Origin of the sequence: Sulfurospirillum cavolei, assembly GCF_001548055.1 — a bacterium.
Classification (GTDB): Bacteria; Campylobacterota; Campylobacteria; order Campylobacterales; family Sulfurospirillaceae; genus Sulfurospirillum.
The window spans coordinates 1926066-1944154 of record NZ_AP014724.1 but is presented as its reverse complement, the minus strand read 5'-3'; the positions used below and the strand labels follow the sequence as shown (position 1 = coordinate 1944154).

Annotated in this window: 18 protein-coding genes; 8 read left to right on the top strand and 10 right to left on the bottom strand. The window is 47.5% G+C overall.

The genetic code is table 11. The features are described 5' to 3' along the window. Positions 1–19 precede the first annotated feature (19 nt). Genes UCH003_RS09775 through UCH003_RS09740 form a run of 8 tightly spaced genes read left to right on the top strand, consistent with a single transcriptional unit; the run spans position 20 to position 8324 of the window. A complete protein-coding gene (locus UCH003_RS09775; RefSeq protein WP_041961968.1) occupies positions 20–457 on the top strand; it encodes a rhodanese-like domain-containing protein in 438 nt (145 codons plus the stop codon). Then, positions 457–1128, top strand: a complete 672-nt coding sequence (locus tag UCH003_RS09770) for a TVP38/TMEM64 family protein (protein ID WP_060826378.1) — start codon at positions 457–459, stop codon at positions 1126–1128. The genes UCH003_RS09775 and UCH003_RS09770 overlap by 1 nt, the downstream gene beginning before the upstream one ends. Continuing rightward, positions 1118–2209 (top strand): (Fe-S)-binding protein, encoded by a 1092-nt coding sequence (locus UCH003_RS09765; protein ID WP_082709185.1) that lies wholly within the window; start codon positions 1118–1120, stop codon positions 2207–2209. Before UCH003_RS09770 ends, UCH003_RS09765 begins: the two co-directional genes overlap by 11 nt. A 23-nt stretch (positions 2210–2232) precedes the next feature. Continuing rightward, the gene (locus tag UCH003_RS09760; protein ID WP_060826376.1) at positions 2233–2889 is read left to right on the top strand and encodes a TVP38/TMEM64 family protein; all 657 of its coding nucleotides are present in this window, start codon (positions 2233–2235) and stop codon (positions 2887–2889) included. Beyond that, a complete protein-coding gene (locus UCH003_RS09755; protein ID WP_060826375.1) occupies positions 2867–5875 on the top strand; it encodes a DUF5714 domain-containing protein in 3009 nt (1002 codons plus the stop codon). The genes UCH003_RS09760 and UCH003_RS09755 overlap by 23 nt, the downstream gene beginning before the upstream one ends. Before the next feature lie 8 nt (positions 5876–5883). Continuing rightward, on the top strand, positions 5884–6783 hold the full coding sequence (locus UCH003_RS09750; RefSeq protein WP_060826374.1) for an ABC transporter substrate-binding protein: 900 nt from the start codon (positions 5884–5886) through the stop codon (positions 6781–6783). Between the two features lie 10 nt (positions 6784–6793). Next, positions 6794–7570 carry an ABC transporter permease gene (locus UCH003_RS09745; protein ID WP_060826373.1) on the top strand — a complete coding sequence of 259 codons (777 nt, stop codon included), beginning with the start codon at positions 6794–6796 and terminating at the stop codon, positions 7568–7570. After that, on the top strand, positions 7563–8324 hold the full coding sequence (locus UCH003_RS09740) for an ABC transporter ATP-binding protein (RefSeq protein ID WP_060826372.1): 762 nt from the start codon (positions 7563–7565) through the stop codon (positions 8322–8324). Before UCH003_RS09745 ends, UCH003_RS09740 begins: the two co-directional genes overlap by 8 nt. Positions 8325–8327: 3 nt before the next feature. Here UCH003_RS09740 and UCH003_RS09735 read toward each other — a convergent pair whose 3' ends face one another. The 10 genes from UCH003_RS09735 to UCH003_RS09690 are packed head-to-tail and all read right to left on the bottom strand — an operon-like array spanning position 8328 to position 17904. Next, positions 8328–8774: a hydrogenase 3 maturation endopeptidase HyCI gene (locus UCH003_RS09735; protein WP_060826371.1), complete on the bottom strand. Its 447-nt coding sequence runs from the start codon at positions 8772–8774 to the stop codon at positions 8328–8330. Between the two features lie 8 nt (positions 8775–8782). Beyond that, positions 8783–9142 (bottom strand): formate hydrogenlyase maturation HycH family protein, encoded by a 360-nt coding sequence (locus UCH003_RS09730; protein ID WP_060826370.1) that lies wholly within the window; start codon positions 9140–9142, stop codon positions 8783–8785. Further along, a complete protein-coding gene (locus UCH003_RS09725; RefSeq protein WP_041961960.1) occupies positions 9142–9963 on the bottom strand; it encodes an NADH-quinone oxidoreductase subunit B family protein in 822 nt (273 codons plus the stop codon). The genes UCH003_RS09730 and UCH003_RS09725 overlap by 1 nt, the downstream gene beginning before the upstream one ends. Then, the gene (locus UCH003_RS09720; RefSeq protein ID WP_060826369.1) at positions 9960–10499 is read right to left on the bottom strand and encodes a formate hydrogenlyase complex iron-sulfur subunit; all 540 of its coding nucleotides are present in this window, start codon (positions 10497–10499) and stop codon (positions 9960–9962) included. Before UCH003_RS09720 ends, UCH003_RS09725 begins: the two co-directional genes overlap by 4 nt. After that, positions 10496–12235, bottom strand: coding sequence for an NADH-quinone oxidoreductase subunit C (locus UCH003_RS09715; RefSeq protein ID WP_039675502.1), 1740 nt, complete (start codon positions 12233–12235; stop codon positions 10496–10498). Before UCH003_RS09715 ends, UCH003_RS09720 begins: the two co-directional genes overlap by 4 nt. A gap of 9 nt (positions 12236–12244) precedes the next feature. Then, positions 12245–13714, bottom strand: coding sequence for a hydrogenase 4 subunit F (locus UCH003_RS09710; RefSeq protein WP_060826368.1), 1470 nt, complete (start codon positions 13712–13714; stop codon positions 12245–12247). 1 nt (position 13715) lies between these two features. Next, entirely contained in the window at positions 13716–14369 is a 654-nt protein-coding gene (hyfE, locus tag UCH003_RS09705; protein ID WP_060826367.1) for a hydrogenase 4 membrane subunit, read from the bottom strand. Between the two features lie 2 nt (positions 14370–14371). After that, positions 14372–15298: a respiratory chain complex I subunit 1 family protein gene (locus UCH003_RS09700; protein WP_060826366.1), complete on the bottom strand. Its 927-nt coding sequence runs from the start codon at positions 15296–15298 to the stop codon at positions 14372–14374. A 12-nt stretch (positions 15299–15310) separates the two neighbouring features. After that, the gene (locus UCH003_RS09695) at positions 15311–17251 is read right to left on the bottom strand and encodes a proton-conducting transporter membrane subunit (protein WP_060826365.1); all 1941 of its coding nucleotides are present in this window, start codon (positions 17249–17251) and stop codon (positions 15311–15313) included. Beyond that, a complete protein-coding gene (locus UCH003_RS09690; protein WP_060826364.1) occupies positions 17251–17904 on the bottom strand; it encodes a 4Fe-4S dicluster domain-containing protein in 654 nt (217 codons plus the stop codon). Before UCH003_RS09690 ends, UCH003_RS09695 begins: the two co-directional genes overlap by 1 nt. Between the last annotated feature and the right edge of the window lie 185 nt (positions 17905–18089).

Here is an 18089-nt window from a genome sequence, read left to right as displayed (position 1 = left end):
TACTCTAAAGGATACAAGAATGAAAATGACGAAAGTATTAGGCGCATTGGCGGCAACGGCACTTTTTAAAGGTGCGTTGATGGCGGGAATTTTTAGCAGTTACAACTACATTACCGCCGAAGAGACGGCGGAATTGATTCGAAAAGACCCTTCCAAAGTCGTCATCGTGGATATTCAAGAAAAACCGGGATTTGCAAAAGAGCATTTAAAAGGAGCACACGAAACCTATGCGTATCCGGTTAAAACCGATGCGGAAAAAGCGCGCTTGGCAGAGTTGCTTCCCGATATTAAACCCGATCAAAAAGTGGTCATCGTTTGCCCAAGAGGTGCCGGCGGTGCGGATAGAACGTATGATTATTATTTGGAAAAAGGACTCAAAAAAGAGCAACTTTTTACGCTTAAAAACGGTCAAGAGGGTTGGCCGAGAGAAAAAATTAGCGACGTGTTAGACAAATAATGACGCGAATGCACAAACGGGCGGTACTGCTTTTAAGCGGTATCGTTCTCATCGCCTTGCTAGTGTTTCCCAGCTCTCGTGCGCTGTTTTTGGGATGGATCGCGCTTTTTCAAGGGCTCGATTTGGAAGTGATTAAAGCGTATATTTTATCGTTCGGGGCTTGGGCACCGTTGATTTCGTTTGCGCTGATGGTGTTTCAATCGGTCATGGCACCTTTGCCGGCGTTTCTCATTACTTTTTCCAATGCGGCGTTGTTCGGTTGGCTTTGGGGTGCGGCACTTTCATGGACGAGTGCGATGGCGGGCGCGATTTTGTGTTTTTACATCGCGCGATTGTTAGGTCGCGAAGTCGTCGAAAAACTCACTTCGAAGATGGCGTTGGAAAGTGTGGACGCTTTTTTTGAAAAACACGGCGTGTACGCGATTTTGATCGCGCGATTGCTTCCGTTTATTTCCTTTGACGTGGTCAGCTACGCCGCGGGGCTGACGTCGATGCGCCTTGGCTCGTTCGTGATCGCTACGGGTATCGGGCAATTACCGGCGACGCTGGTTTATTCATATGCCGGAGAGATGTTAACGGGCGGGGCGCGAACGTTTGTGTACGGCTTGTTGATTCTTTTTTCCGTGACGATTTTGGTCTATCTCATCAAACGGGTGTATCGTGGACGCTAAGCTCGCGCACTATCTTGAAACGTGCTTGGACTGTAAAGCGTGCATGAAAGGGTGTCCGATGCTGTATGCGCACACCGATTCGCCTAAAAATTTACTGCTTCGCTTTACGCGTGAAAAACCGAGCTCAGCAACGGCATTTTCGTGTGCGACGTGCGGTTTGTGCGCGCACGTGTGCCCGAAAGATATTGATTTTGGAGCACTCTTTCAAGGTACGAAAGAACACTACGCCGCCGATCAAAAGGTTTTGAAAAAATACGGTTACGGTGCGGTCATGTTTCACCAAAAACAGAGTTTTTCAAAACGTTTTTCAACGCTCAAATCGTTTACGGCGGGAGCGTATAGGCATATGGCGTTTATGCCCGGATGCGCCCTTGCTTCGTACTCGCCTTCGCTGATTTATGCGGTTTTCGATTATTTGCGTTCACAATTGCCCGGTATCGGCATCATTCAACAGTGTTGCGGTACGCCCACGCGGATGATGGGCGATACGGCACAGTTTCACATCTACCGATCGCACTTGGAGAGCGACCTTGCCGCAATGGGAGCGACGACGGTCGTCACGGCATGCGAAAATTGCTATATGAGCATCAAAACCCATTCGCCGCATATCACAATCGTATCGCTCTATTCGCTTTTAAACGAGATCGGCGTTCCCAAAACCGCGATCGATCGCTACCGTTCGTACGATGCGGTTGCTTTGCACGATCCTTGTCCCACGCGCTTTGAGAGCGCATTGCAAGAGGACGTGAGGGCTTTAATGCACACAATCGGTCTTTCGTTTGAAGAGTTCAAATTTAACCGCGATAAAACGCAGTGTTGCGGAAGCGGAGGTATGATGGAACTGAGCGCGCCGCATCTTGCCCAAGCGCAGATGCAAAGCAGAGCCGCTCAAACGCAATGCGAAAGCATCGTGAGCTACTGCCAAAGTTGCGCCGAGTCGATGAGCAAAGGCGGCAAAAACGGGCTTCATCTGTTAGACTTTATCTTTATGCCGCACCGCCTCAAGCGTCAAGCCAAGCAAGGTGTTCTTAAAAAGTGGTACAACCGTTACCGTTCACGTCGTATGATCGAACGCTTGTAAGCGCGTTTTGAAAAGGATTTTCCATGAAAAAAGCACTTCTTTTTTTGGCGTTCGGGCTTTTAATGTTTTTTTTCTACCGAAGCGGTATTCTCTCGTTTGAACAAGTCGAAGCGATTAAGGCGTTCGTTTTGAGCTTCGGTATGTATGCGCCGCTGATTTTTATTGTACTCTTTACGTTAGCGCCGCTCGTATTTTTTCCCGACGGGATTTTAGCGTTGGCGGGCGGACTCATTTTCGGCTTTACGATAGGCAGCGTTTACATTATCGTCGGTGCGCTTTGCGGCGGGTCGTTGTCGTTTTTCCTTGCCCGTTGGTACGGTAAAAAGATGCATGCAAAGCTCTCGAACGAGAAGCTGATTCATTTTCATCGCAGTGTACAGTCCCACGGTTTTTTGATGATTTTACTGTTGCGCTTGGTGCCGTTGGTTCCGTTTAACATCATCAGCTATTCGGCGGGTTTTTCGACGATTCGCTACCGCGATTTTTTCTTTGCGACGTTTTTGGGTATGATGCCCGGCGTATTCGTCTATGCCAATATCGGCGCAAAAACTTTAGCGTTCGGTACGACGGATTTTTGGATAAGTATTGCGTTGATGGTTCTTTTAGTCATTGTCTCGATGCTCCTTCGAGGCTATGTTCAAAAACGAGTGAAGAGGTATGAAACCCGTGAGTTACACTGAAACGATCCGTGAAGAGATCAATGATTTTAGGTCTTTGTGGCAAAAAATTACGTATAAAAACCGTGCAATCTACGTCTACGAACACGGTGCCGATTGGTTTATTCCCAATGCCGAAGCCGACTTTTTACTGCAACAAGGCGACGTGCATTTTCAAAAACGTATCGCCCTACCCAATCCGCGCGTTTATCGTCCTAAGTACGAAACGAAAGCCCCCGCTCTAGCGGAATTTTGGATTCACCTGACCAACCGATGCAATCTGACATGTAAGCATTGTCTGTTTAGTTCTTCGCCCGAAGAGAGTGACATGTTAGCCTTTGAAACGATTCAAAAACATCTGCAAGAAGCGTATGCGCTCGGGTGTCGTTTGTTTATCGTCACCGGCGGCGAACCTTTGGTGCATCCGCGCTTTTTGGAGCTGATCGAGACGATTTTGAACTACGAAGCGACGAACGTCGTTGTCCTGACAAACGGTGTTTTGGTGCAAAAAGTCTTTTCAGCCGCTTCGTTTGATTCCAAACGCCTTTCGTTTCAAATCAGCGTAGACGGACTGGAAGCCGAACACGACGCGCTTCGAGGTAAAGGTACGTTTGCCAAGGTCTTGCGTAACGCGGCATGGCTTCGAGACAACGCGTATGCGTTTTCGTTCTCTTTTTGCGTTCATCCCCACAACCTTCATACGCTTTTAGGTCTGATCGATACGACGAAAAATGCGGGAGCGACGCATCTGCATTTGTTATGGTATTTTGTGCACGGACGCGGGAGCGACACTCCTATCGTGTCGACGGACGTACTGTTGGACGCTTTGCTCAACGCTTACATGTACGCATGCGAACACGGTGTCGCGATTGACAATTTTGAAGCCTTAAAAACCCAAATTTTCGCGCCCAAAGGCACGGTTCACGACGGTTCGAGTTCCGGACGCAGTTCCTTGGCTTTGGGCTATGACGGACGGTTTTATCCAAGTGCGGCAACCGTCGGAGAAAAAGAACTTCTTATGCAAGGAAAAACGATTGCCGAAGCTTTGAAAAGCGAGACGGCCGAACGTATCGCCCGAAGTTCCGTCGTCGATTTGAAAACGCCCTTACGGTTTTTACTGGGCGGCGGCGATTTGGACCATAGTTTCCATCATGCCCGAACTTTGATGGGCGATGATCCTTACGAGCCTTTAATGCGTGCATTGGCGATGGAAATGATGCTTGCCGAGGCGGCTTCGTACGAACCGAAAAAAGCCGGTTTGTGTTTGGAAATGGGCGATATTTTGTACACTTGCGGCGCGCATGAAGGCATAGCGCACACGCATGCGAATTGTATGATCGCTACCGGAGAAAGCGAATCGCTTCGCATCGTTAAAGCGTTTTACCATGATGCGGCATTGGAAGATAAAGAGGATATTTTAAATCCCGTATGCTACGATGAGGCGTTACTCTCGCATATTCCCGAGGCGTTGCGCTTTCGAGGCTACGGTTGCGGCAGTCCGATTCTCGAAGCCGATTTACAAGCGGGCGAGACGATGCTCGATCTAGGTTCGGGTCGAGGTGTGGAGTGCTTCATCGCTTCCAAACTCGTGGGAGAAAACGGACGTGTTATCGGCGTCGATATGCTTCCCTCGATGTTGCGTATCGCCCAAGAAGGCGCAAAAGCGGTCGCGCACAACCTCGGATACGACAATCTATCGTTTTATCAAGGCTATTTGGAAGCCTTACCTTTAGACGATGCCAGCGTCGACGTCGTAACTTCCAATTGCGTGCTCAATCTTTCCACGCACAAACGCAAACTCTTCGCACAAATCTTTCGCGTCTTGAAAGAGGGCGGAAGGCTCGTCGTTTCGGACGTCGTGTGCGACGAAGAAGCGAGTGCGGGCATTAAAAACGATGCCAAGCTCGGCGGTGAGTGCATCGCGGGTGCTTTGAGCCAAACGCATTTAACGGGCTTACTTTTGGAAAGCGGTTTTACGAACATTCGCTTATTGAAACGCTTCTTTTACCGCGAAGTGCAAGGGCATCCTTTTTATTCGTTGAGTTTTGAAGCATACAAACCCTCGCATGAAACGTACGTCGACGTGATGTACAAGGGCGAGGGAGAGCGTTTGATTCTCGAAGAGGGCATCGTTCTTTACAAAGGCGTTAAAACCAAAGTTCGAGCCCGTACGGCAAAGGCATTGCAAAGCGTTTTATTTTGTTTCGACGCGGAGGGTAACATCGTCAATCAAGAAGGTGCTGCTTGCAACTGCGCGCTTCCTCCGGAGTCGAAACCGTCGTTACGAAGCCTTGCCGCGGAAAGCTTCGGTCTCATAAAACCTAAAGCCGCGCACGATTGTATGGTCTGTAAAGCACCTTTGCGCTATGAAACGGCGGTGCAAGAGGTCGCGTGCCATTATTGCAACAGCGTGCATTTGAGTAGCGTGACATGTGAAAACGGACACTACGTGTGCGACGCGTGCCACGCTAAAGACGCGCTTGTGGTGATTGAGCATTTGTGCCGAAGCTCTCAAGAACGCGACATGTTAAAGCTTTTCAAGCAGATCAGAGCGCATCCGAGCATTCCCAAACACGGTCCCGAACACCATGCGATGGTACCAGCCATCATCGTAACCGCTTATCGCAATAGCGGCGGTAAACTCCCCGAAAATGCGCTCAAAACGGCTCTATCTCGAGGCTCAAGCGTAATCGGAGGCGCATGCGGATTTTTAGGAATGTGCGGTGCGGCGGCGGGAGTGGGCATCGGATTTGCGATTTTGTTGGAAGCCTCTCCCGTGGCAAAAGCGGCACGCTCTCAAGCGCAAAAAGTGACGCATGCGGTTTTGGGCACAATCGCCGAATACGAAGCGGCGCGCTGCTGCAACCGAGAAGTCTGGACGGCACTCACGATCGCCTCTTCGTTGTCGGAAGATTTCTTACATGTAAGGCTTTGGGCAGAAGAACAGACGAAGTGCGACCAGAAAAAATTTAATGCGTATTGCTACGGCAAAAAGTGCCCGATATTTTAGGAGTAACCATGCGTTTTGTATTGTTAGTTATGACGATAGTAAGTTTGGGATGGACGAAGCCTTTGGTTATTGCCTTGCAAGATCGTGTCGTCGATGCGGTCGTGATCGTAGCGATCGAGAAGAAGTTTTTTGAAGAAGAGGGCATTGAAATCGCGGCAAAACGTTTTACGAGCGGGCCTGCGACCGGCGAAGCATTGATCTTCGGCGATGCGGATATTGCGACGATGGGCGATACCGCCGCGTTGATCGCGGTGGCAAAATATTGTCCTAACATTCAAATCCTTACCGCTTTGGGCGGCGGCGAAAAACGTCACGGCGTGGTCGTTCCCGTGGACGCTTCGGCACAGTCGCTTCGAGACCTTGAGGGCAAAAAGATCGCCGTGAAAAAAGGCACTTCGACGCACGGCGGCGTGATGCTTAAAGCCAAAGCGGAGGGTATAACGTTGGACAAAGAGTTGATGGACTTGGAACCTTCGTTGATGGCATCGGCGTTGGCGTCCAAAGAGGTCGATGCGGTCATCGCAAGCGAGCCGACTCCTTCGGTTTTGGTTGAAAAAGGCATTGGAAAACGCATCGAGAGTTTGGACGGCGTGGGCAATACCTATCCGCTTTTGCTGATGGTCAAAGCGTCGAGTTTTAAAGAGCATGCGTCTCACATGGACGGCGTGTTGAGGGCACTCGAAAAAGCGGCGAAATTCATTAACGAGTCACCCGAAGAAAGCGCACAGATCGTCTCAAAATTTTCCAAGCTTTCGGTCGGTGCGACGAAAGAAGCGATGGCGTACCATTTTTATCGCATCGGTATCGACACGACAACCAAGGCAAGTTTGGTTAAAATGGCGGAATTTTTATACGACGCTCACAAACTTTCCCATCTCCCCGATGTGGAAAAATGTACGGCGCATTAAAGGAACGCGTGTGCTAAAGTCGTCTCTTTGGATTCTCGCCTGGATGGGTGCTTTTACGCTTTTTTGGTGGCTTTTCGCCCTGAGCGTCGAAGCGGTGCGGCATATTCCCTTTCCGATGCCCGATGCGGTTGTGATGCGTCTCGTTTCGCTTTTAAGCGGCGAAAGCGTTTACGACACTTCACTTTTTTCCCATTTTACGATGAGTTTGAAGCGGTGGCTGATCGCTTATAGTATCGCCGTTTTTTTCGGCGTGACGCTTGGGACGGTCTGCGGTTTTTTTGAAAAAGCCTATGCGATCGCTTTACATGTCGGAACCGTTTTGCAGATGATGCCCGGTCTTGCATGGATTCCTTTTGCAATGCTCTTGTTCGGTATCGGCGAGAGAGCGACGCTTTTTATGATCGCGATGAGCGCGTTTCCTCTGATTTTTATGCACACGGCATTAGCGATTCATTCGATTCCCGCACAAACGTTTTCCATGGCAAAGATGATGAACCTCTCTTCGTTTCGACTTTTTTTTACGCTCATCCTGCCCTTATGCGCTTTGCCGATCTTAACGGGACTTCGTTTGGGACTGGCTATCGGTTGGCGCGTATTGATCGCGGCGGAGATGGTCGTCGGTAGTAGCGTGGGGCTGGGCTATGCCATTATTCAATCACGTTGGTCGCTTGATTTTGAAGTCGTGTTTATCTCCATCGGCTTGATCTGTGCGGTGGGAATCGTTGCGGAAAAATGGGGATTTAGGGTTTTGGAAAAGAAAATTTTACAGCGGGTAGGCAATGGTTGAACTCTTAGCCGAAGGTTTAAGCAAAGCCTATTTTTTAGCCCATGAAAACCGTTGCGTCGTTGCCGTTCAAAAGATCGATCTGACGTTACATGTAGGAGAATGCATCTCTATCGTAGGCGAGAGCGGTTGCGGCAAATCGACCTTGCTTCGTCTGTTTACGGGGTTTGAGACGCCTAATAGCGGTACGGTATTGCACCGCGACGAAGCCGTTGTCGCACCGCATCATTCGCGCAGTTTCATTCCGCAAGATTCGGGGCTTTTTGTATGGTTAAGCATCGAAGAAAACGTGATGTTACCGTTGCATCGTACCGCGCTTTCCAAAAATCAAAAGCGAGAAAAAGCCCAAGAATATATGGAAAAAACGGGCATTGCTTCGTTTGCGAAAGCCTATCCGAGGGAGATTTCAGGCGGTATGAAACAACGAGCCGCACTTGCACGTGCCCTTGCGATGGAGTCCAAACTCATTTTGATGGATGAGCCTTTTTCCGCGCTTGACGAGGTGGGACGAGAGATGATGGACGAAGCGATGCAGCGCTTTTTTAGCGAAAACCGCATGAGCGCGGTTTTGGTGACGCACTCGCTTCGCGAAGCTTTGTTATTGGGTGATAGAGTGGTGCTGATGCACGGACGACCCGGTCGTATTTTAGAGGTTGTGACGCCGCAAACGCCCAAGGAACAACGTAACGCTTCCTTAAAAATCAAGCATCTTTACGAAACGATTTTAGCACGCTTGAAACAGGCTAAAGCCCTCTAGGCTTTAAGCCTCAAGCATCGCGTCGAGTTCTTGAAGTTTGTCGAACGCTTTGGTAACGGACGTCTGGGCACTTTGGCTTAACCCTTCGCTAAAATGCAAGACGTTTTCGAGTAAAACGCATATCCCTAAAAAAATGGTTTGAATGCAAATCTCTCGAAGGTAGCTCATCAAAATCGGCGTGGGTAGGTTATGCGTCGAGTAGACGTAGGTACGCTCGTCGCTGAGGTCGATAAATTCGATTTTATCCTCTTTAAATCCGCTCATTGCATCGACTACGACGATCACGTCGGGTTGAAATTCGCGCAAAGCGACAAATTCATTTTCGGGCGTATCGTAGCCGAAGAAGACCGTCCACGAGGGGAGGCGTTGTTCGACAAGCCTCCCAAGAGCAATGGCGACGCCGTCGTCGCCTCTAAGTTCGTTTCCGATGCATAATAGTGCTTTTTTCACGTCGCTTCCTATGTTCTGGATGTTTGGAAATCTTTACGCAACACCAAATAGCCCTCTTTTAAGTTCGCAAGAATCTCTTTTAAAGGGCATTCGAGCATTTGAGGAACCAATTGCGCGGCATGTTCGGGGAAAATTTCGATTTCAAAATACCGACTTAGGTTACCGATTTTGAATTTGAGGTATTCTCCGCCGTGTGCCACGATCTCGTCGAATTCACATTCGGGTATTTCCAACACTTTCTCGCTAAAATCAATCGTTCCGACGCCATGCCCGATACATGTTGAAAAGATTTTGATCTGATCGAGTTTGGCGTCGCCCGATTTTGCGCCGTCGAGATGCCGCTGCATCAGTTTATAGACTTCAACCATTAGCGTCCCCACTTCACGCGATGAAGGCTGATTTTATCCTCTTCTTGACACGGAACGTATTGGGTATAAATTTCGTTATGCAAAATACCCAAACACTCCGCATAGCGCGGGTCGTCCTCTTTTTTCATCGCTTCGGTAATCGCGGCTTTGGTCGCTTTCGTGTCTTTGATATTGCCGCTTTTGACGAGTGCCGCAAGGTATTTGTCGTACAGTTTGCGTCCGAAAATATAGCTCATAAGACGTTTGGAGTGCACCAACAAATCCCTCTCGAAAAGGGTATTACCTAAAACGGAATCTTCGACCGCGGGCGGCATTTCGTTATCGTGTTCAAAGCTTGTTTTTTGAAGTCTTTGATCCATAACGCCAAGCGCGGTGGTTAGTCCGTAGATAATGCTCGCAGGATGCGGAGGACAGCCGGGAATGTAAACGTCGACAGGAATAATTTTATCGATGCCGCTTAGCACGCTATAGGCATCGTAAAAAATGCCTCCGGTAGAGCCGCACGCCCCGAGTGCTACGACGATTTTAGGATCGGGCGTGGCTTCGTAGGCGCGAAGTAACGGATAGTACATTTGGCGCGTCACGGGACCCGTGCACAGCAAAATATCGGCATGACGGGGGTTCGCAACGAGTTTGAAACCGAAGCGTTCGGGATCCCAAAGCGGCGTAATGGCGGCAAAAATTTCGATTTCACAGCCGTTACAGCTTCCGCAGTCGATGCGATAAACGCTAAAACTACGTCCGATGTGTTTGAGCAATTCCAGTTTTTGCTCCAAGTCGTTGGCGTCTTGAATATTTTGAGGGACTTCATACGTTTTCATTCTATCACCATCTCTTTGCCGGCGGTAAAGTTTGCTACCGTAGCCGTTTTTTTACATGTAGGGCAAACGTTGACGTAGCTTTTTGCCTCTTCCAATCGTTTTTCGCCCAAATTGGCTTTACTTAAACACTCTAAACTGTATTTGACCAAGCGTTTGGCACTGAAAGGTTTGCCGCATTCGCTGCAACATTGTACTTCCAGTTCTCCCCTTTGAATCATCGCGGATTTATCGAATTTAACCGCCAGTTCAAACTCTTCACTTAGCTTAATCGCACCGGTCGGGCACACTTCGTCGCACCTTCCGCAAAAGATACAGCGTCCGCAGTCGAATTCCCATATTAATTTGCTTTTATTCTCGTTCAATTGTACCGTAATCGCATTGGACGGGCAGGCAACGCCGCATGCCGCGCAACCGATACAAAGATCGTAAATATAAGCGGGTTTGCCGCGAAAATTTTCGGCGACTTTATAAGGCTCAAACGGGTACTTATGGGTAATTTCGCCGTATTTTTTACTAATATCGAGAAGTTTCATCATTTGAGATCCTTCATAGGACTGTTTTTAAGGGTTTGCGAAAACGCTTTCAAATCGTTGTGCGTCAAAATTTTGCTTTTTTTGCTTCGAACGTCCACGACGGTTACACGCTCCGTACATGAATAGCACGGATCTAAGCTACATACGATAAGTGCGGCGTCGGCAATCGTATTACCGCGGAATTGAAAACGAAGGCTCGGCCAGTTGTTGTACGTTGCGGCACGGCATCTCCAGCGATACACTTTTTGCGCGCTGCCTTGCATGATCCAGTGAACGTTCTCGCCTCTGGGTGCTTCGACGTACGCCAAAGAGTAGTTCTCGGGTTTAACGTGAAATTTCGGATCGACGATGATCGCGGTTTGAGGCATCAACTCGAAGCATTGGCGAATGATGGAAACGGAGCTTTTGAGTTCCATATAACGCACCATCTCTCTGGCAAATACGTCGCCGCCTTCGACAACCGCAACATCGAATTTGACTTGTTTGAAAAAGTCGTACGGGTGGTCGTAACGGGTGTCGCGTTTAATACCGCTACCTCTGATGTTCGGACCGACGGGCGAAAAGTCGCGTGCGACTTGTTTATCAAGAATTCCCACACCTTTCCAGCGTTTCATTTGGCGTTGATCGTCCATCACGGCATCCCAAACCTCTTCGACTTGCGTTTCGATGATATGCAAGATGCGTAAACTCTCTTTTATCTCATGACCCGTCATATCGCGTCTTAGTCCGCCCATAACGACGTTACCGTAAGTTTTACGTCCGCCGGTGACCAGTTCGGCAAGTTTCATCGAGTATTCGCGAATTCTAAAAATGTGCATAAACGCGTTGTAGTTACCCGTCACTTCGCATGCCAAACCGATATTTAAAAGGTGACTGTGAAGTCTTTCGATCTCTGAACAGACGATACGAATGGCTTGCGCACGAGCGGGAATTTCCAAGTTGATCGCTTTTTCCGCCGCCTCGATACACGCAATCGCATGGGCGTAACCGCAAATACCGCATACGCGTTCCGCTAAATAGCCCATTTGATCGTAGTTCATACGGTTTTCGGCCAGTTTTTCCATACCGCGGTGTTGGTAAAAGAGTCGGTAATCCGCATCGATAATGGTATCGCCGTCGCAATAGAGTCTAAAGTGCCCCGGTTCGTCCGCCGTAATATGCAAAGGTCCCAAAGGGACGTCGATCATCCCCGAGCCTTCCGGACGTAAAAAGTCGTATTCGGGCTCCATATAATGCTCTTTCATATCGGGACGATAGCGGTAATCCATCGCGTCTTTTCGAAGCGGGAAGAGATTGTCCGGCCAGTCGTCGCTTAAGACCAAGCGTCTTTTATCGGGCAAGCCCTCGGCGATCAAACCGAACATATCGTAAGCTTCTCTTTCATACCAGACGCAAGCCGGCACCAACGGCGTCACGGACGGGAAAACCAATGATTCGGGAGAGATAAGCACTTTAACGGTAACGAAACATTTTTCGTCTTGTGCGATTTCGTCTCCCTCAAACATTTTGCCGCCTTCCATCGAAAGCGCGTAGTAAAGCGCATAATGTTTGTTGATGCTTCGCTCGTCGTTGGGAATCATCGTGGAGAGATAACCGCCCATATCGTAATACAAGAAACGTACCGCTTCGGGAAGGTCGTTTAGCTCCACTAAAGCGGTCACTTGATCTTCGTACTGCCTCGTGACTTCTAAAATTTTAACTCTTTGTCCTAGCGCTTCTATAAATTTATCACATTTCATTAGAAAGTCCTATTGTTTTAGTATGGTTTTAACGCTCTGATCAAGTAAGAACGTAAAGGAATCGAACTGCCAAATACCGAAGCTGACGATCAAAACGGCTAAAGCAATCAACGGTAAATTTTCGCTGAGCTTCATTTCGCCGTTATGCTCTACTTTACCTTCCACTTTACCGAAGGATGCTAAAAAGAAGTGTGAAAAATCGGCGATAAAAATAATCGCTAAGGCAACCGCAAAGATACCCATTAAAATGTATTTACCGTCAATGGCGGCGGCTTTAAAGATTAAAAATTCGCTGACGAAAATGGCAAATCCCGGAACACCGACCAATGAACAGATCGCAATACCGAAAAGTACCGCCGTTAAAGGCGCGATGCGGATCATATTACCCATTTTGGTCATATCTTTCGTACCGTAAATTCTGGCGATATTGCCGGTTGAACAAAAGGCTAAGGCTTTGGTAAACGAGTGCGCCGCACAGTGAAACAAGGCCGCGAACAATCCGATAGCACCGCCTACGCCCAAACCAAAAGCGATAACGCCCATATGTGCGATCGAGTGGTACGCAAACATACGTTTGACGTTGTGTTGGCGAATCAAGAAAAAGGCGGAGACGAAAAGCGTTAACGTACCGCTCACTACCATAACCGTTTCGACAAAATCAAATCCGACGCCGTTAGCAACGACCGCGTAATAGCGAATCAATCCTAACATAGCACATTTTAAAAGGACGCCCGAGAGCAATGCGGATGTCGGTGCGGGTCCTTCGGCATGAACGTCGGGAAGCCACGTATGCGTCGGTGCCAATCCGGCTTTGGTTCCAAAACCGATTAACGCAAAGATAAAGACCAGTTTTAACGCCATAGGGTCTAGACTTGCCGCATTGGCAAGCAAGTTGGTGTACAGCATCGCTTCGCCGTCGATTTTACCGTTGGCGGCAGAGTAGAGTAAAATGGTTGCATACAGGGCAAACGCCAAACCGATACTGCACAATACGATGTATTTGTAACCGCTTTCGGTCGATTTTTTATCGTTGTGAACCGCGACGAGAAACACGGATGCAAGCGTTGTAGCTTCGATGGCTGCCCACATAAACGCGATGTTGTTGCATAAGACGCTTAAACTCATCGTCCACGTAAAGATAAAACTGAGCGCAAAGTAGTTTTTGACTTCACGCAAGCTAATATGTCCGCCCTCTAGTTCCCATTTCATATAGGTCGTGGCGTAAACGTTGGCAAGAAGTCCCGTAATGGCGATGAGCGACAAAAAGATAGCCCCCATCGAATCTAAAAAGATAAAGTCGTGAAATAAGGAGAGCACCTCTTTATTGACGACCTTGCCTACGGCACACAATAAAAGCGACGAAACAATCACGCTCAAGAGGATATGAAACGTCTGCAAAAACTTAAAATGAAGCGGCATCAAGAACATGATAACGCCAAAAGCAAAAGGTACGGTGAGTATTAATAATAAAAGATCCATGTTATCCCCTTAAATTGACCGCTTTAGATGTATTGAGACTTCCGTAAGAGGCGTAAAATCGCTTTGCCAAAATACTCATAATAATAACCGCAAAAACGGCGTCGGTTAAAATACCCACTTCGACCAATTCATGTGAAGTGTATGCCATCAACGCCAAACTTAAGTGAATGCCGTTTTCAAACAGACAATACGAAAGGATCTGTTTAAGAAAAGAGGTTCGTAAAATAAAGCCGAAAATGCCCATCATAAAGATAAACGAAGCGGCAAAAAGCGGCAAGACGTCTTTAAAAATCGAAAAGTGAATAAACACTTTGTAAAACATCATCGCAACCGCCAGCGAAAAGCTAAGTGCTACGACGGGCGAGATAAAAAAGCCGCCCACGGGTTCGTCATCGACGACAACGCCTAGTTTTTTAATCAATCGCAAGAGGTAAAGCGGTACGCAGACCACTTTAATGATAAAAGCGGTAACGGACCAAACCAACAGTTCGTGCGAATCGTATTTGTCGTACAACGCCAAAAAGATCGCAACCAATAAAAGCGTTTGCAGGGCATACGCCAAAACGCTGTGTCGGTATTGTCTTAAACTAAAGACCGCAAAACTCGTTCCCATCATTAAGACGGCGATAATATCGATTAGGTTAATAGTTGCCATAGTTAAATCCCCATAATATAGAGTACTAACGAAGTACACGAAATCGCAAGCGCAAAGAGCATCGTGCGTTTCATTCCTTTGTTGATCGTAAATCTCGGTCCGAAGTTATCGATAAAAACGCTCATTACATATAAAAAGCCTACTTCAACCAAGAAAAGCACCAACGATAAAATCGGATTATCGACAAGACCCGCCCAAGGCATAAACACGACAAGGAAAAAGCCTAATACCGTAATTTGCTTCAATAAAATCGCTATATCGATGATCGCAAAATCTTTACCGCAAAATTCTCCGAGCACTCCCTCTTGCAACTCTTGTTCGGCTTCTGCCAAGTCGTAAGGTTTTCGACCCGTCTCAACGTACATGACCCACAAAAAAGCCGTAGAAGCGATGGCAAAAGAAGGAATCGCATAACCGTACTCTCCCGTTTGTACCAAAGAAGAGATAAAAGGCAAGCCGGTACTTCCCGTGCCCATCATCACGACGATGAGACAAATGACGGCAACCTCTTCGGTGTAAAAACCGATGGTTCCTTCCCTGCTGGCACTAATACCCGCATAAGGATTGGCGGTATCGATACCCGCAACGATAAAGATAAAGCGGAACAATGCCCCAAAATAGAGCAACACGAAAATGTCCGAAAAGTGTGTCAAGGCACTTGAATTCGCCCCGTACGTAATCGGTAAGGTACAAAACATCGCCGCCGCGCTGATAAAAAGCAAGTAGGGTGCGATTTGGTAAACGTAACTCGTACTGCTTGATTTGGTTCGTCCTCTTTTTAAGAGTTTAAAAATATCGTAATAGGTTTGAAAAATGCTCGGTCCTATACGCGATTGAAATTTGGCTCTTAATTTTCGTGAAATACCGTCAAAAAGAGGAGCCACTATGATTGCCGACACCAGTTGTGTTAGTAGGTAAATAAAATCCATCGTGCCCTCTCCTTATAAGTAGTAGTACCCAAAAATGAGTATCAAACAAAGATAAATCAAAATATAACCCGCGTAAAGGTTAGTGCGTCCGTTTTGAAAAATACCGATTTCTTCGGCAATGTTCATCACAAGATCAATGACGGGTTTGTAAAGTTTTTCCCAAAAAAAGTCGTGTGTTTTCTTGATATAGACCGCTTTGGAAAAATAGCCGTCCAATTTGATCTCTTGTTCGTGCTTGATGAGAAAACTTAACGCCTTTCTCACGTCTCCGGTAAAAGAGTTGGAGCCGATTTGCATATTTTTATTGTATAAAAAGCCGCATGCCCAAGGGTCGCTTACACGTACTTCTTTGTTGTTGGCTTTGAGAAAATAGAGGAAAACAAAAGGCAATACGGAACATAAGAGCATGATTGCCACGATCAGCGGCATGGAGATCAGCCCTGCGACACCGGCACTGGTTTGCGGTATGATCGTTAGAACGATTTTCGTGAGCATGCCTACGACATCGTTCATAAAAAGACCGAAACCGACGCAAAGGCTTGCGAGTAAGGCTAGCGGAGCGAGTCTACCGACGGAAACCTCTTTAGCGTTTTCAATGCTTTTGCTATCCCGTGCGACACCTAAGAAAATCGCGCCGTAAACTTTGGAAAATGCCATAATCGCCATTGCTCCGGTAATGGAAAGCGCAATAACGGCGAGCGAGAAGAAAAAGCGAGAATTTCCGCCTTCTGCCATACCGCCTATGACGGATGTTTTATAGATGAGCCATTCGCTTGCAAAGCCGTTAAGCGGCGGAAGCGCACAAATGGAAAGTGCTGCGACAAAAAAGATAACGGACGTGATCGGCATCTTTTTATGCAATCCGCCAAGCGCGTCCATATCGCGTGTTTGGGTTTCGGTAAAAATGTTACCGCTGAGCATAAATAGAAGCGATTTGAAAACCGCATGGTTTAAAATATGGTAAAACCCTGCGATAAATCCCATTAACGCAATGATCGGCGAGTCGGTTCCCAAACCGTAAAACGCACCGCCGAGTCCTAAAAAGATGATACCGACGTTTTCGCACGAACTGTAAGCGATAGAGGCTTTATAATCGTTGGAAATTAACGCATAGATAATACCGAAGATACAGCTTAGTGCTCCGATTGCAAGCAGGATATAACCGAAATAAACGACTTGAGGTAAAAGAAGCGAAAATTTGATAAACGCAAAAAGGGCAACTTTAATCATAACGCCGCTCATGAGAGCCGAAGCGTTTGAGGGGCATTGGCAGTAGGCAACGGGTAACCAAACGTGAAACGGAAACATACCCGCTTTGGAGCCGAGTCCCAAAAGAAGAAGCGAAAAGAGCGTTATACTCATACCCATACCGATGTCGAGATGTTCAAATTGACTAAACTCAAACGTACCGGCAAGACTTGCCATAATAATCAGAGCAACCATCAAACACGAAGCTCCGATTTGTGCGATACCGAGATAAATCATGACGCGTTTGCCCGCACCCTCTTCGTCGTTGATGAGAATCAAGAGTGCTGAAAGGAGCGTCATCACTTCCCATAAAAGCATAAACGAAAAGACGTTATCGCTCGCGATGACTAAAAGCATGGAGAGGATAAATGCGTTAAACAAGGAGGCAAAAACCGCTAAATTGGCTTTTTTCTCGTAAAACTTTGCATAATCGAAACTGAAAAGCGAAACCGCAAAGGCGATGAAACTGACCAAGAAGCTAAAGAACATTCCGAGTGAATCGAGCTTAAAAAGCGGCAAGCTGATAAAACTGCCCGGCAATTTCCACAACATCGTTTCATCGAGGTTGGAAAAGAAAAAAACCGCTGCGTAAAGCGAAATAAGACCGGCACAACCAAATCCTATTTTTTGCGCAAGAAGCGGTTTTTTATACAGCGCGAGAGAGACAAGCGAGGTTAATAAAAAAAGAGTGTATATCGTTTGCATTAGGCTTCCTCTTTAGTGGATTCGGATGTTTCCGGAGCCGGTGCGGGTTTAGGCTCTTTGGGCTTTTTGACTTCGGGTGCCGGGATATTTTCAATATTCGCATTCGGAACGACGGCTTTTAAAAACGGAGCCATATCGCCTTTGATTTTTTTGCCGAATTTGCACTCTTCAAGCACGGGGTCGATCATAACGAGCGCGCCCGTCGGGCAAACGCCGACACATGCAGGGCCGGTTTCGATACCCGCGCACAAATCGCATTTAATTGCGATACTTTTGAGCCCGCTGACGCAACCGGCTTCCAAGTTGCTTTCCCATTCGTCTCGAACGGAAGGCGGGCATTCCGCATCGACGTGAATAGCTCCGTAAGGACAGGCAATCGTACAGAGTTTACAGCCGATGCAAATCTCCTCGCACAGCTCAACGCACGCATTGTCGATGCGAAGCGCACCCGTCGGACAAACGTTGGCGCACGGTGCATCGTCGCACTGACGGCATTGATTGGGCATTTTACCGCTCTCTAGGCTAAGCACGTCGAGCCTTGCTTTGGAGAGCTTCCCACGTATATAAGCATGTTTCACGCAAGCTTTCATGCAGGCGTTACATGCAATGCAGATATCCGGATTTGTAATAACGAATTTATGAACTTTGGACATAGACGTTCCTCTATGATTTGTGTAATTTTGAATAAACCTCTTTGACAACTACTCGAAATAAGGGCCTTCGCCGTCGCTAAACACTTTTAAAAATTAAATATTGCCTAAGTCTCAGCAAAAACTCAGTTTTAATCTTTAAAAATGAAAGCGTTTCTACCGAACGCATCACTGCTTCAAGGGCTATA

Bases quoted from the DNA above. Each gene is read 5' to 3' on its own strand.
- UCH003_RS09775 (WP_041961968.1), top strand. From the start codon at position 20: ATGAAAATGACGAAAGTATTAGGCGCATTGGCGGCAACGGCACTTTTT.
- UCH003_RS09770 (WP_060826378.1), top strand. From the start codon at position 457: ATGACGCGAATGCACAAACGGGCGGTACTGCTTTTAAGCGGTATCGTT.
- UCH003_RS09760 (WP_060826376.1), top strand. From the start codon at position 2,233: ATGAAAAAAGCACTTCTTTTTTTGGCGTTCGGGCTTTTAATGTTTTTT.
- UCH003_RS09755 (WP_060826375.1), top strand. From the start codon at position 2,867: ATGAAACCCGTGAGTTACACTGAAACGATCCGTGAAGAGATCAATGAT.
- UCH003_RS09750 (WP_060826374.1), top strand. From the start codon at position 5,884: ATGCGTTTTGTATTGTTAGTTATGACGATAGTAAGTTTGGGATGGACG.
- UCH003_RS09740 (WP_060826372.1), top strand. From the start codon at position 7,563: ATGGTTGAACTCTTAGCCGAAGGTTTAAGCAAAGCCTATTTTTTAGCC.
- UCH003_RS09730 (WP_060826370.1), bottom strand. From the start codon at position 9,142: ATGGTTGAAGTCTATAAACTGATGCAGCGGCATCTCGACGGCGCAAAA.
- UCH003_RS09725 (WP_041961960.1), bottom strand. From the start codon at position 9,963: ATGAAAACGTATGAAGTCCCTCAAAATATTCAAGACGCCAACGACTTG.
- UCH003_RS09720 (WP_060826369.1), bottom strand. From the start codon at position 10,499: ATGATGAAACTTCTCGATATTAGTAAAAAATACGGCGAAATTACCCAT.
- UCH003_RS09715 (WP_039675502.1), bottom strand. From the start codon at position 12,235: ATGAAATGTGATAAATTTATAGAAGCGCTAGGACAAAGAGTTAAAATT.
- UCH003_RS09710 (WP_060826368.1), bottom strand. From the start codon at position 13,714: ATGGATCTTTTATTATTAATACTCACCGTACCTTTTGCTTTTGGCGTT.
- hyfE (WP_060826367.1), bottom strand. From the start codon at position 14,369: ATGGCAACTATTAACCTAATCGATATTATCGCCGTCTTAATGATGGGA.
- UCH003_RS09700 (WP_060826366.1), bottom strand. From the start codon at position 15,298: ATGGATTTTATTTACCTACTAACACAACTGGTGTCGGCAATCATAGTG.
- UCH003_RS09695 (WP_060826365.1), bottom strand. From the start codon at position 17,251: ATGCAAACGATATACACTCTTTTTTTATTAACCTCGCTTGTCTCTCTC.
- UCH003_RS09690 (WP_060826364.1), bottom strand. From the start codon at position 17,904: ATGTCCAAAGTTCATAAATTCGTTATTACAAATCCGGATATCTGCATT.